The following is a 12,318-nucleotide window of genomic DNA, read 5'->3' on the forward strand; positions in this document are numbered from 1 at the left end:
GCTGGTGCGGTGACCGTCTACACCCCTCGTCGCGCGGCCCGGGTGCTGCTGATCGACGCCGCCGACCGGGTGCTGCTGTTCGAGGGCAGCGATCCGGGCCGGCCGGGGCACCGCTACTGGTTCACCCCCGGCGGCGGGCTCGACCCGGGGGAGACCCCGGCGCAGGGCGCGGCGCGGGAGCTGGCCGAGGAGACCGGCCTCCGGCTGGCCCCGGCCGAGCTGGGCGCGCCGGTCTGGGCGGAGACCGTCGAGTTCCCGTTCGACGGCGTCTGGTACCGCCAGGAGCAGGAGTTCTTTCTCGTCCGGGTGCCCGGGTGGGAGGTCGACACCGCCGGCTTCGACGAGATCGAGCGGGCCAGCGTGCACGGGCACCGCTGGTGGGTGGTGACCGAGCTGGCCGCCACCGCCGAGCGCTACTACCCGCCGGACCTGCCCGACCGGCTCGGCCGGGTGCTGACCGGGGGTGGCACGTGCTGACCCCGCCGCGCACCGTGGTGCGCCGCGACGGCGGCCTCTACGCGTTGGAGCGGGCGCTGCAACGGCGCGGCTTCCGGCACGTGGCGGGCGCCGACGAGGCCGGCCGGGGCGCCTGTGCCGGGCCGCTGGTGGCCGCCGCCGCGGTGCTGCCCGAGGGGCGACGCGGCGAGATCGACGAGCTGGCCGACTCGAAGCTGCTCACCCCGGCGGCCCGCGAGCGGGTCTACCACGAGGTGGTGGCCCGGGCCCTGGCGTACGCCGTGGTGATCATCCCGGCCGAGGAGGTCGACGCGCGCGGGCTGCACGTGTGCAACCTGGCCGCGATGCGCCGCGCGCTCGCCTCGCTCGACACCCGGCCGGACTACGTGCTGACCGACGGCTTCGGGGTGGACGGGCTCGACGTGCCGGGGCTGGCGGTCTGGAAGGGCGACCGGGTGGCGGCCTGCGTCGCGGCGGCGAGCGTGCTCGCCAAGGTCACCCGGGACCGCATCATGGTGGAGCTGGACGGGCGCTTCCCGGGCTACGGCTTCGCCGAGCACAAGGGCTACATCACCGCGGAGCACAGCGCGGCGTTGCGGGAGCGGGGGCCCTGCCGGGAACACCGGTTCTCGTACGTGAACGTGGCGGCCGTCTCCGGGCGGGACGGCCGGCCGCCGCGGGCCCGCCGCCCGGCCGGCGGGGAGCCGACGGCGCCGCTCACCGGTCGTGGGGCCGGGGGTCGGGACGAGCCGATGGAGCACTCCGGCCCGCCAGGGGGTACCGTCGGCGTGGCGTTGGGCGAGCAGCCTCGACCTCCGGTGTCGGTGGGGGAAGATGTGGTCATGGAAGGCGGAGTGCGATGAGCGCGGAAGATCTCGAGAAGTACGAGACCGAGATGGAGCTGCAGCTCTACCGGGAGTACCGCGACATTGTCCGTCAGTTCTCCTACGTGGTGGAGACCGAGCGCCGTTTCTACCTGGCGAATCAGGTGGACCTGCACGTCCGCAACTCCGACGGTGAGGTCTACTTCGAGGTCGAGATGCACGACGCCTGGGTGTGGGACATGTACCGTCCTGCCCGTTTCGTCAAGAACGTCCGAGTAATGACGTTCAAGGACGTCAATGTGGAAGAGCTCGAAAAGCCCGACATCTCGCTCCCCGCGGATTCGGGCTTCGGCGGCTGAGCCGGGCGGGCCGAACCGCCCGCCGCCGGCCGCCGATCATTCCGCCGGCACGACCACCTCGACGCGCTGCACCAGGTTGTTCGCGAACCCACCCCGGTTCCACGGCTGCTCGATCGGCTGGGTCCGCCCCGAGGCGTCCGTCGCCCGCGCCCCCAGCACGTACCGCCCCGGCGTCGCCGTCCACGCCACCGACCACCGGCGCCACGCCCACCCGCCCCCGGTGGGCTCGTCCAGACGCGCCGGCGTCCAGGTGTCGCCGCCGTCGAACGTCACCTCGACCGACGTCACCGGCGCGTGCCCCGACCAGGCGCGACCGTCCACCGTGCACGGCCCCGGCCGCAGCACCCGCGTCCGGGACATGAAATCCGGGAAACCGGGCGGACGCACCAGCGCGCGCGGCTCGATCCGGGTCACCGGCACGCCCGGGTCGAGGGCGTCGGTCCGCAGCCGGTAGGCCACCGCGTTCTGGTAACCGTCGAACGGATCCGTCGTCACCCGGATGTCGCGCAGCCACTTGACGTGCGCCATGCCGTACCAGCCGGGCACGATCAGCCGCAGCGGGGCGCCGTGCTGCGGCAGCAACGGAGCGCCGTTCATCTCGTACGCCAGCAGCACCTCCTCGCGCAGCGCGTCGGCCACCGGCAGCGCGCGTTGGTAGTCCTGCTCGACGCCGCGCTCCACCCCGTGGTCGGCGCCGGTGAACACCACGTCGACCGCGTCGGCGGACAGGCCGGCCTCGCGCAGCAGCGGAGCCAGCGGGGTGCCCGTCCACTCGGCGTTGCCCACCGCCTCCACCAGCCACGGCTGGCTGACCGGACGTGGATGCAGCAACGCCCGCCCGTTGCCGGCGCACTCCAGCGTGACCTGCCGGGTGACCCGGGGCCGGGCGCGCAACGTCGCCAGGTCCAGCCGGAGCGGACGCTCGACCGCCCCGGACACGGTCAGCGTGTGCCCGGCCGGGTCCACGTCCGGGATGTCGTAGTGGATGAGCAGGTAGTGCAGGCCCGCCGGCGTCACGTCGTACCGCAACGCCTCCAGCGGGATGCCGTGGTTGCGCGCGGCGAGCTGAAGCTCCTCGACGCTGATCGCCTCGTCCGGCCCGGCGACCCGCGAGGGGCGGCTGACGTCGTCCACAGAGGTCATCGCTGCTCCAACTCGTCGTACCCCACGAACTCGAACATCCGCACCCCCGGGGCGAGCGGCCGGGGCGGGCCGGTGAAGCGGTGCGCGCCGACCCCCACCTCGTCGGCCGGGCTGCTCACCGCCACCGGCACGAAGCCCTCCTCGGCGAACCAGTCGCAGATGACCGGCACCAGGTCCGGCGCCCGCCGGTGCCGGGTCCACAGCACCGTGCCGCCGGTGGCGCAGAGCGATGCACAGTGTCGCACCGTCGAGCGGATGTCATCGTCGTCGATATTGCCGAAGATGCCGCAGGCCAGCACCAGGTTCGCCGGGACCAGGTCGGCGTAGCGGTCGGTCAGGGCCGCGTCGCCGGTGACGATTTCCACGCCGGTCAGCCCCGCCTCGGCGGCGGCCCGGCGGGCCGGTTCGGTGTTGCGCGGATCCAGCTCGACCAGGCGGGCGGTCACGTCCCGGCCGCGCGGATGGGTGGCGAGCACCGGGATCAGGTCGCGTCCCTGGCCGGCGCAGAGGCTGATCGCGCGCAGCGGGCCGGGCGGCGCCGCGTCCAGCGCCTCGACGATCCGGTGCCGCACCTCGACGAGCCGCCGGTACAGCGCCGAGTCGGGCTGGTCGTAGTCGCGGTGCCAGGCGTGCCAGTCCTTCGTCACGCGGCCAGCATAGGCGGATCCGCCGTAGCAGATCCGTCCCGATTTCGGGCGTCGTCCACAAGCGGGTGTCCGTCCACAGCGTCGGCCGCGAGCGGTGGCCGGACGCCGGGCGGCGCGGGCAGAGTGCGCGGCATGGCTACCCCGATCGGTCGCGCCGGTGCGGCCGTGCTGCTGGTGCTGCTCCTCACGCCGGGCCTGTCCGCCGAGCCGTCGCGCCGCCCGGCACCGGCCGGCGCCGCACCGCCGGTCGGTCGACCGGTGTCGGCGGCCAGGGTGCCGGGAACCGGTGCGGCGGCACGTTTCCGGTGGCCGTTGCCGGGCCCGCCCCGGGTGGCCCGGCGGTTCGACCCGCCACCTGAGCCCTGGCTGCCCGGGCACCGGGGCGTGGACCTCGTCGCCGCACCGGGTGCCGAGGTGCGCGCCGCCGGAGCGGGAACGGTCCTCTTCGCCGGCGTGGTGGCCGGCCGGCCGGTGCTCACCGTCGGGCACGGTGACGGGCTGCGCACCACCTACGAGCCGGTCCGTTCCCGGCTCACGGCCGGCACCCGGGTCGACGCCGGCACCCCGGTCGGCGAGCTGCTCGCCGGGCACCCCGGCTGTGCCGCCGCGGCCTGCCTGCACTGGGGACTGCGCCACGGTGACGACTACCTGGACCCGCTCGCCCTGCTCGGGCTGGGCCGGGTCCGACTCCTCCCCCTCGACCCGATGCCGGCCAGCCCGGGCGCTCAGCCCTGGGCGAGCAGCGCGGGCAGCCGTACCGCCAGCCGGTCGTACTCCTCCGGGGTGTTGTAGACCTGGCCGCACAGCCGCAGGTAGCCCCGGCCGTTCCAGCCGGCCACCGACACCTCGGCGGCCAGCCGGTCCGCGATCCGGGCCCGCAGCGCCCGGGCCGCGTCCAGCGTCGTCGCGACGCCGGGCGGCAGCGGCACCAGGCGCATGGCGACCGCCGGTCCGCCGGGCGTCGGCAGCCGCTCCGGCGCCACCCCGAGCGCGTCCCCGACCACCCGTTGCCCGTACGCGGCCAGCGTCGCGTTGTGCGCGCGCACCCGGTCCACGCCGAGGCTGCGCAGCGTGAACAGGCCGACCGGGGCGGCCAGCCAACCGGTGTAGTCCAGGGTGGCCTGCCACTCGACCCGGGTGGGGAACCCGCTGTCCTGCTCCCACGAGACGACGAGCGGCTGGATCCGCTCCCGCCACGGCTCCGCCACCACCAGCGCGGCGGTGCCGCGCGGCGCGTACGCCCACTTGTGCAGGTTGCCGACCCAGAAGTCGGCGCCGACCGACGCCACCGTGGCCGGCAGCATGCCCGGCGCGTGCGCCGCGTCCACCAGCACCGGCACGCCCCGTTCCCGGGCCACCGCGACGAGCGCCGCCGCCGGGAACAGCCGGGCGGTCGGCGAGGTGAGCTGGTCGACGATCAGCAACCGGGTCCGCCCGGGGCGCAGCCCGGCCCGGACGATCTCGACGATCTCCTCGTCGGTGGCCGTCAACGGCACCGGCAGGGTCCGGGACACCGCCCCGGTCCGCTCGCACTCCCGGGCCACCGACAGGGCGACCGCCCCGTACCCGTGGTCGGTGGTCAGCACCTCGTCGCCGGGGCGCAGCCGCAGCGACTGCAACACCACGGCCGCGCCGGTGGTGGCGTTGCCGACCAGGGCGGTGCCGTCCGGGTCGGCGCCGAGGAAGGTGGCCAGGTGCCGCCGGGCGTGGGTGATCCGGTCGACCAGGCCCTGGCCGAAGAACCGCAGCGGGTTGGCCTCCATCTCGTCGCGCAGCCGCTGCTGGGCGCGCTGCACGGCGATCGGCACGGCACCGAACGAGCCGTGGTTGAGGTGGCTGACGGACGGGTCGAGGGAGAAGAGCAGCCGAGCCCCGGGAATCGGCTCGGGCGGCTGCGGCACCGTCATCCGTCGATGGTAGCCCGCCGTGGATCACCGCCGGCCGGTTCCGTCAGGCCCGTGGGTGCGCCTGCCGGTAGGCCGCCCGCAGCCGCTCGACCGAGACGTGTGTGTAGATCTGCGTGCTGGCCAGCGACGAGTGCCCGAGCAGCTCCTGCACGGCGCGTAGGTCCGCGCCGCCTTCGAGCAGATGGGTGGCGGCCGAGTGGCGCAGCCCGTGCGGGGTCACCCGCGGCACGCCGGCCGCCGCGGTCCAGCCGGCCACGACCCGCCGGGCGGTGGTCGGGTTCAGCCGTCCGCCCCGGGCCCCGAGCAGCAGCGCGCGGCCCGAGCCGGGCACCACCAGGGCGGGCCGGCCGGCGTCGAGCCACGCGTCCAGTGCGCGCTGCGCCGGGACCCCGTACGGCACCGCCCGCTCCCGGCCGCCCTTGCCCAGCACGCGTACCACCCGGCGGGCCTGGTCGACGTCCGTGACGTCCAGGCCGCACGCCTCGCTGATCCGCACCCCGGTGCCGTAGAGCAGTTCGAGCAGCAGCCGGTCCCGCAGCAGCACCGCCTCCGGCGGACCGGCCCCGGCGCCCGCCCCGGCCCCGGCTTCGGTTTCGGCGGGCAGTCCTGGGTTCCGGTCGGTGGCCTCGGTGGCCTCGGCGGCCCGTGCCGGGGCGTCCATCAGGGCGGCGGCCTGATCGGCGCGCAGGACGGTGGGCAGGTCCCGGCGGGCCCGAGGGCTGGCCAGCGGCGCGGCGACGTCGTCGGGGAGCAGGCCGGCCCGGTGCGCCCAGGCGCTGAAGGTCCGGGCGGCGGCGGCCCGCCGGGCCAGCGTCGTCCGGGCGGTCCCCATGGTCCGCTGCCGGGCCAGCCAACTGCGCAGCACCGCGAGGTCCAGCTCGGGCAGGTCGGCGCAGCCCATCCGCGCCGCGTGGTCCAGCAGTGAGACCGCGTCCGTGACGTACGCCCGGACGGTGTGCGCGGAGCGGTTCCGCACCCGGGACAGGTGGTCGGCGAAGTCGTCCACCGCGGCGCGCATGGCGGTGGGCAGCGCCGCGTGGAGGTCGCGGGTGCCGCCGCGTCGTCCGCTCATGCCCACCTCGTCGTCGATCCCGCGCCGGCGGGGGCCCCATGGTCGAGATGAGCCTACGGGCACCGGGTGAGCCGCTCGGGTGCCGACAGGCGGACGCGCCGTCGTACGGTCCGTCCACCGTGGCCTGCCGGACGCGATCCGGGGTCTCGTCGCGGAGCTGGAGACCGGGGAGCGGAACCCGGTCACCCGTCTCCGGTCCGGGTGTCCGTCCGCCTGACGGTCGCCGGCGGGGGAGCCAACGCGTACCCGCCGTCACGGCGCACCACGAGGTGGAGCTCCTCCAGCAGCGACAGCTTCCGCATGGCCGCCCGGATGTCCACGCCGGCCCGGGCGGCCAGCGCCTCCAGCCCGATCACGCCGCGCCGCGGAAACGTCTCCACCAGCAGCGTGGCCTCGTCGTCGAGCTGGTCGGTGGGCCGGCTCGGCCCGCGTACGGGCGGGGCGAGGTCCGCGCCGATCCGACCCACCTCCTCCAGCACGTGTGCCACACCGGTGACCAGGCGGGCCCTCGGCTCCTCGCGGAGGATCTCGTGGGCGCCGACGGACATGGCCGACGTGACCGGACCCGGAACGACCATGGCTGGGCGGCTGAGGGCGAGCGCCCGTCTCGTCGTCTGGGTCGCTCCGCTGCGGGCGGACGCCTCCACCAGCACGGTGCCGAGGGTGCCGGCGGCGATCACGCGATTCCGGATGAGGAACCGGGGACGCAGGGGCTCCGCCCCGGGCAGCCATTCGCCGAGCAGCAACCCGGACTCGGCGATCCGGTCGAAGAGCGCGGCGTTACCCATCGGGTAGGGCCGGTCTATCCCGCACGCCAGCACGCTCACCGTCACCCCGCCGGCGTTCAGCGCGCCCCGGTGCGCCGCCGCGTCGACGCCGAAGGCGCCTCCCGAGACCACGGTCCAGCCCCGGTCGGCGAGACCGTAGCCGAGTTCGGTCGCCACGTGCAGGCCGTACGCGGTCGCGGCGCGGGCGCCGACCACGGCCACGGAACGCTCCAGGGATTCGTCCAGTCGCCGGGCGCCGCGCAGCCACAGGCACAGCGGCGGGGCGGTTTCCAGGTCCACCCGCCGACTGGCGTCGGGCAGCCGGAGACGGCGCAGGTCAGCGAGTCGAACCGGCCACTCGGCGTCCTCCGGGCAGATGACGCGGGCACCGAGCCGTTCCGCGCGGCCCAGCGCCTCGGCGGCGACGCCGCGTGCGTCACCGCTGGCGCGGCGGGCCGCCACGGTGGCGCGGAGCCGGTCCTCGGGTGCGCCGCCGTCGAGCAGCAGGTCCAGCGTGGCGATCGGGCCGATCGAGTCCACCAGCCGGTACACGGTCCAGGTGCCGGGCTCGGCGAGCCAGGTCAACGCCAGCCGGGCGAGCAGCCGCTCCTCCCCGGTGCTCATGCGCCCGCTCCCGTCCTGAGTTGGAGGGCCTCCAGCACGTCCTGCCGGTCCGGGCGTGCTCGCCCGTCCAGGTCGGCGACGGTCCAGGCCATTCGGATGACGCGATCGAAGCCGCGTGCGGAGATCGATCCGGAGTCCAGCCGGGCGCGTAGCTCAGCGGTGTCGTCGGCGGGGAGCCGCCACGGTGGACGGCGGAGGAGCGGCCCCGGTATCTCGGCGTTGAGCCGGTGCCCGGTGCCGGCCCACCGGTCGGCGGCAGCTCGTCGGGCCGCGGCGACGCGGGCGGCGACCGTCGACGAGGACTCGCTCACGGTCACCGTCTCCATCAGCTCCGCCGCGGTCACCGGCATCAGTTGCACCTGCACGTCGACCCGGTCGAGCAGTGGCCCGGAAAGCCGGCCGAGGTAGCGCCGCCGGGCCTGCGGGGCGCACTCGCAGTCGGCGTCGCCGGACGGCTTCGCGCAGGGGCAGGGGTTGGCGGCCAGCACCAGTTGGGAACGGGCCGGGTACTCGACGGCGCCCCGGGTGCGGGCGACCCGGACCCGTCCGCTCTCCAGCGGCTGGCGCAACGCCTCCAGCGCGCCCTTGCTGAACTCCGGCGCCTCGTCGAGGAAGAGCACACCCCGGTGGGCCAGTGACACGGCGCCGGGCCGGGCCAGCCCGGAGCCGCCGCCGACCAGCGCGGGCACCGTGGCGGTGTGGTGCGGCGCCTGGAACGGTGGGCGGCGCAGCAGCCCGCCGCCGGGCGGCAGCAGGCCGGCGATCGAGTGCAGCGCCGTCACCTCCAGGGCGGCCTCGTCGTCCAGCGCGGGCAGGATCGACGGCAGCCGTTCGGCGAGCATGGTCTTGCCGGCCCCGGGCGGGCCGAGCAGGGCGAGGTGGTGGCCGCCGGCGGCGGCGATCTCCAGTGCCCGCCGGCCGAGGGGCTGCCCGGCGACGTCGCTGAGGTCGGGGCCGGTGGGCGCGCCGGCCGGCGGCGGCTCCGGTGAGGTGAGCAGTGGCACGCCGCCGCGGATGTGCGCGACGAGCCGGTGCAGCGTGTCGACCCCGTGCACCCGTACGCCGGGGATGACGGCGGCCTCCGCGGCGTTGCCGGCGGGCACCACGACGCGCGGGCAGCCGGCCCGGGCAGCGGCGGCGACCATGGGCAGGGCGCCCCGGACCGGGCGGACCGCGCCGTCGAGACCGAGTTCGCCGAGGACGACGGTGCCCTCCAGGGCGACCGGCGGTAGTTCGCCGGAACCAGCGAGCACGGCGACGGCGATGGCGAGGTCGAACGCGGAACCGTACTTGGGCAGGGTGGCGGGGAGCAGGTTGAGCGTGATCCGCCGGTTGGGCCATTTCTGGCCGGAGTTGACGATGGCGGCGCGAACCCGGTCGCGGGCCTCGTGCAGCGCGGTGTCCGGCAGGCCGGAGATGAGCACCGCCGGCAGGCCGGGCGCGAGGTCGGCCTCCACCTCGACCACCTGCCCGGACACACCGGCCAGCCCGACGCTGAGGACCTTGGCGTAGCCCATGTCAGAACGCGCCCCGGAGGTGTTCCACGCGGGCGTGGCCGGCGGCCGGCAACCGGACCGAGAGCACGTCGAAACGGACCTCGTCGGCGGTGGTGCCGGTCTCGGCGAGCCAGCGGGCGGCCAGGCCGCGCAGCCGGCGTGCCTTGGCCCGGACCACGGCTTCGGCGGGGGAGCCGTACCGGTCGGTGCGCCGCGTCTTCACCTCGCAGAAGGCGAGGACCGGGCCCTCCCAGGCGATGATGTCGATCTCCCCGTCGGGGCAGCGCCAGTTGCGGGCGATCGGGCGTAGCCCGGTCTCGATCAGGTGCCGCAGCGCGCACCGTTCGCCGTAGGCGCCGACGGCCTGGTTCCGGTTCGTCATGCCGAGCAGGATGCGACCGACGGGCGGGGTCGTGCGGAGCTGCCGTCGCCGGTCTGTGGATGAGGGTGGGGTTGTGGACGGGCACCCGATCTCGCGCCCGATCTGCTAAAGGGACGGTCCGCGAAGACACGCTCCGTGATCGCACGACGACCGGGCGGTGTAGGGATGAGCTGCGGTGACGCTCCGGTCGACCCGAATGGCGTGGCTGGTGCCGGTCGCATACCGTGCCCGTCGTGGACGGACGACGGAGCTATCCCGAGGATCAGCAGGAACCGCGGTGGGGCGACCGCGGGTACGAGTCGGACTGGCGTGCCGCGGGCGAGCCGCGCTACCGCGACGACGACTACCGCGCCCCGGAGCAGCGGGCGGGCGAGGGCCGGTACGCGGACCCGGGTCGGTACTCCGCCGCCGATCCGCTCGTCGACGACACGAGTGGTTGGCGGTCACAGCGACCGGACGACCCGGAGGTCTCCGGGGAGTTGCCGGGGCGGGCCGGCCGGCGGGCGGCACGCGAGTCTGCGGCCGGGCACGGGGACGACCGGCTCGGCGCGGTGTCGCGCAGCGGCGTCGACGCGCTCGGCACCGCGTCGCGCGGCGCGCCGGACCCGCTCGGGTCGCGCGGGACCGACGCCCTCGCCGGGGGCGCCGACCCGGCCCGACCCGCCTCGTTCGGGAGTTTCGGCGCGGACGCCCCGGCCGGAGGTGCCGTTTCGGCCGGTTCGGGCTCGTTCGGGGGGTTCGGTGCGGACGCCCCGGCCGGGGGCGTCGTTTCGGCCGGTCCGGGCTCGTTCGGGGGGTTCGGCGGGGACGCCCCGGCCGGGAGCGGCGATCCGGCCCGTCCGGGCCCGCTCGGCGGCTACCCGATCGTGGAGACCGGCCGGTCGGCGGAGCCCGCCACGGCCGGCGGGACGCAGATCTCGGTGGGCGGCCGGCCGAGCCCGGGTGCGGCCACTTCGCTGACCATCGGCGAGCGCCCGACCGCCCCGACCGCCCCGACCGAGCCGACGGCGCCGGTGAACCCGCTGGAGATGCCGACCGGCCCGATGCCGGCGGTCGTGCCCCGGTCGGACGGACCGCCGCCCGGTGACGGCGTCTACCGGACCCGGCGCCCGGCGTTGGCGGTGCTGCTGGCGGCGCTCGTGCTGGTGCTGGAGGTGCCCGCGTTCCGGGTGCTGCTGCACGGGCTGGTGGGTGACCCGGTCTCCACGTCGCACGTCGTGGTGGGCACGTTCCTCGTGGTCGGGCTGCCGATCTTCGGTGCCGGGCTGTACGGCCTGCGCACCGGTGGGCTCGCGCTGGCCGACGGCAGCCGCGGCTGGCTCCGCCCGCCGACCGCGTACCTGACCGTGGGTCTGGTGCTCTTCGTCGCCGCCGCGCTCGCGGCCCGCTGACCGCCGGCGACCGCGTACCCCGGGGTCGGGGGGCGGAGAAGGCGCGTACACTGGTCAACTGGCGACCGCCTCGTGCGGTCGACCTCGCGCGCCCTCTCCATGGTCATTCCGTGGAGCGACGGCCTCCCTGGTCCCGGTCCTTCGTCCGGGCCCACCCTGGCCGGCGACCGGGCGCCAGGCGTCCGGCCGCCGGCCGGACGGACAACCAGGGACAAAGTAGGAGTACCCACCATGGCCGTCGTGACCATGCGTCAGCTGCTGGAGAGCGGTGTGCACTTCGGGCACCAGACCCGGCGCTGGAACCCGAAGATGAAGCGCTTCATCTTCACCGAGCGCAACGGTATCTACATCATCGACCTGCGCCAGACCCTCGACTACATCGAGAAGGCGTACTCGTTCATCCGCACCACCGTCGCGGGCGGCGGCAGCATCCTGTTCGTCGGCACCAAGAAGCAGGCCCAGGAGGCCATCGCCGAGCAGGCGACCCGGGTCGGCCAGCCGTACGTCAACCACCGCTGGCTCGGTGGCATGCTGACCAACTTCCAGACCGTGTACAAGCGGCTCCAGCGGATGAAGGAGCTTGAGGCCCTGGGTGACCTGAGCGGCACCGCCGCCGGTTACACCAAGAAGGAGACCCTCCAGCTCTCCCGCGAGAAGATCAAGCTCACCAAGACCCTCGGTGGTCTGCGGGACATGCAGAAGCTCCCGGCCGCGGTCTGGATCGTCGACACCAAGAAGGAGCACATCGCCGTCGACGAGGCCCGCAAGCTGGGCATCCCGGTGATCGCCGTGCTGGACACCAACTGCGACCCGGACGAGGTCGACTTCCCGATCCCGGGTAACGACGACGCCATCCGTTCGGCCGAGCTGCTGACCAGGGTCGTGGCCGCGGCCGTCGCCGACGGTCTGATCGCGCGTTCCGGCCGTGGCCGGGGCGGCGACGAGAAGCCCGAGGCGGGCCAGGTCGGCGCCGACGAGCCGCTGGCCGAGTGGGAGCGCGAGCTGCTCGAGGAGCCGAAGAAGGCTGACGAGCAGCCGGCGACCGCCGCCGCCGAGCAGCAGCCCGCCGCTGCCGCCGCCGAGCAGCAGCCGGCCGCCGCCGAGGAGCCGAAGAAGGCTGCCGAGCAGCCGGCGACCGCCGCCGCGGAGTGATCGCACCGTCGTGTCCCCGCCGGCCGGTTCTGCGCCGGCCGGCGGGGCGCGGCGGGCACACCGGGCGACACCGGCCCGGTTCCGGGTAACCGGCAGTC

General features: G+C 75.4%; 13 protein-coding genes. 6 read left to right on the plus strand and 7 right to left on the minus strand.

Annotated elements, in window-relative coordinates:
* Positions 1-9: 9 nt before the first annotated feature.
* The 3 genes from ACLQ2W_RS27040 to ACLQ2W_RS27050 are packed head-to-tail and all read left to right on the plus strand — an operon-like array spanning position 10 to position 1,639.
* On the plus strand, positions 10-477 hold the full coding sequence (locus tag ACLQ2W_RS27040; protein ID WP_425789798.1) for an NUDIX hydrolase: 468 nt from the start codon (positions 10-12) through the stop codon (positions 475-477).
* Positions 471-1,319, plus strand: coding sequence for a ribonuclease HII (locus tag ACLQ2W_RS27045; RefSeq protein ID WP_396775192.1), 849 nt, complete (start codon positions 471-473; stop codon positions 1,317-1,319). The genes ACLQ2W_RS27040 and ACLQ2W_RS27045 overlap by 7 nt, the downstream gene beginning before the upstream one ends.
* A complete protein-coding gene (locus ACLQ2W_RS27050; protein WP_007075222.1) occupies positions 1,316-1,639 on the plus strand; it encodes a DUF2469 domain-containing protein in 324 nt (107 codons plus the stop codon). Before ACLQ2W_RS27045 ends, ACLQ2W_RS27050 begins: the two co-directional genes overlap by 4 nt.
* A 36-nt stretch (positions 1,640-1,675) precedes the next feature.
* Here ACLQ2W_RS27050 and ACLQ2W_RS27055 read toward each other — a convergent pair whose 3' ends face one another.
* Both ACLQ2W_RS27055 and ACLQ2W_RS27060 read right to left on the minus strand, forming a co-directional pair.
* On the minus strand, positions 1,676-2,782 hold the full coding sequence (locus ACLQ2W_RS27055; RefSeq protein ID WP_425789800.1) for a sulfite oxidase: 1,107 nt from the start codon (positions 2,780-2,782) through the stop codon (positions 1,676-1,678).
* Positions 2,779-3,429 carry an SAM-dependent methyltransferase gene (locus ACLQ2W_RS27060; protein ID WP_425789802.1) on the minus strand — a complete coding sequence of 217 codons (651 nt, stop codon included), beginning with the start codon at positions 3,427-3,429 and terminating at the stop codon, positions 2,779-2,781. Before ACLQ2W_RS27060 ends, ACLQ2W_RS27055 begins: the two co-directional genes overlap by 4 nt.
* Positions 3,430-3,561: 132 nt before the next feature.
* Here ACLQ2W_RS27060 and ACLQ2W_RS27065 point away from each other — a divergent pair, with 132 nt between their 5' ends.
* On the plus strand, positions 3,562-4,221 hold the full coding sequence (locus ACLQ2W_RS27065; RefSeq protein ID WP_425789804.1) for a murein hydrolase activator EnvC family protein: 660 nt from the start codon (positions 3,562-3,564) through the stop codon (positions 4,219-4,221).
* On the opposite strand, the gene ACLQ2W_RS27070 is transcribed toward ACLQ2W_RS27065, so the two are convergent.
* The 5 genes from ACLQ2W_RS27070 to ACLQ2W_RS27090 all read right to left on the minus strand — a co-directional run bounded on the left by ACLQ2W_RS27070 (position 4,155) and on the right by ACLQ2W_RS27090 (position 9,677).
* A complete protein-coding gene (locus tag ACLQ2W_RS27070) occupies positions 4,155-5,336 on the minus strand; it encodes an aminotransferase class V-fold PLP-dependent enzyme (RefSeq protein WP_425789806.1) in 1,182 nt (393 codons plus the stop codon). The genes ACLQ2W_RS27065 and ACLQ2W_RS27070 overlap by 67 nt on opposite strands.
* 43 nt (positions 5,337-5,379) lie before the next feature.
* Positions 5,380-6,408, minus strand: coding sequence for a tyrosine recombinase XerC (locus ACLQ2W_RS27075; RefSeq protein WP_425789808.1), 1,029 nt, complete (start codon positions 6,406-6,408; stop codon positions 5,380-5,382).
* A 182-nt stretch (positions 6,409-6,590) separates the two neighbouring features.
* Positions 6,591-7,799 carry a DNA-processing protein DprA gene (locus ACLQ2W_RS27080; RefSeq protein ID WP_425789810.1) on the minus strand — a complete coding sequence of 403 codons (1,209 nt, stop codon included), beginning with the start codon at positions 7,797-7,799 and terminating at the stop codon, positions 6,591-6,593.
* On the minus strand, positions 7,796-9,316 hold the full coding sequence (locus ACLQ2W_RS27085; RefSeq protein ID WP_425789812.1) for a YifB family Mg chelatase-like AAA ATPase: 1,521 nt from the start codon (positions 9,314-9,316) through the stop codon (positions 7,796-7,798). Before ACLQ2W_RS27085 ends, ACLQ2W_RS27080 begins: the two co-directional genes overlap by 4 nt.
* A gap of 1 nt (position 9,317) precedes the next feature.
* Positions 9,318-9,677, minus strand: coding sequence for a YraN family protein (locus tag ACLQ2W_RS27090; RefSeq protein WP_425789814.1), 360 nt, complete (start codon positions 9,675-9,677; stop codon positions 9,318-9,320).
* Positions 9,678-9,901: 224 nt separating this feature from the next.
* On the opposite strand from ACLQ2W_RS27090, the gene ACLQ2W_RS27095 reads away from it, so the two are divergent.
* Together ACLQ2W_RS27095 and rpsB are read left to right on the plus strand one after the other, a co-directional pair.
* Entirely contained in the window at positions 9,902-11,068 is a 1,167-nt protein-coding gene (locus ACLQ2W_RS27095) for a hypothetical protein (protein ID WP_425789816.1), read from the plus strand.
* A gap of 231 nt (positions 11,069-11,299) precedes the next feature.
* Positions 11,300-12,220 (plus strand): 30S ribosomal protein S2, encoded by a 921-nt coding sequence (gene rpsB / locus ACLQ2W_RS27100; RefSeq protein ID WP_425789818.1) that lies wholly within the window; start codon positions 11,300-11,302, stop codon positions 12,218-12,220.
* The last annotated feature ends 98 nt before the right edge of the window (positions 12,221-12,318 follow it).

Origin of the sequence: Micromonospora sp. DT227 (assembly GCF_049841835.1) — a bacterium.
Lineage (GTDB): Bacteria > Actinomycetota > Actinomycetes > Mycobacteriales > Micromonosporaceae > Micromonospora.

Bases quoted from the DNA above. Each gene is read 5' to 3' on its own strand.
- ACLQ2W_RS27050 (WP_007075222.1), top strand. From the start codon at position 1,316: ATGAGCGCGGAAGATCTCGAGAAGTACGAGACCGAGATGGAGCTGCAG.
- ACLQ2W_RS27055 (WP_425789800.1), bottom strand. From the start codon at position 2,782: ATGACCTCTGTGGACGACGTCAGCCGCCCCTCGCGGGTCGCCGGGCCG.
- ACLQ2W_RS27065 (WP_425789804.1), top strand. From the start codon at position 3,562: ATGGCTACCCCGATCGGTCGCGCCGGTGCGGCCGTGCTGCTGGTGCTG.
- ACLQ2W_RS27070 (WP_425789806.1), bottom strand. From the start codon at position 5,336: ATGACGGTGCCGCAGCCGCCCGAGCCGATTCCCGGGGCTCGGCTGCTC.
- ACLQ2W_RS27075 (WP_425789808.1), bottom strand. From the start codon at position 6,408: ATGAGCGGACGACGCGGCGGCACCCGCGACCTCCACGCGGCGCTGCCC.
- ACLQ2W_RS27080 (WP_425789810.1), bottom strand. From the start codon at position 7,799: ATGAGCACCGGGGAGGAGCGGCTGCTCGCCCGGCTGGCGTTGACCTGG.
- ACLQ2W_RS27085 (WP_425789812.1), bottom strand. From the start codon at position 9,316: ATGGGCTACGCCAAGGTCCTCAGCGTCGGGCTGGCCGGTGTGTCCGGG.
- ACLQ2W_RS27090 (WP_425789814.1), bottom strand. From the start codon at position 9,677: ATGACGAACCGGAACCAGGCCGTCGGCGCCTACGGCGAACGGTGCGCG.
- rpsB (WP_425789818.1), top strand. From the start codon at position 11,300: ATGGCCGTCGTGACCATGCGTCAGCTGCTGGAGAGCGGTGTGCACTTC.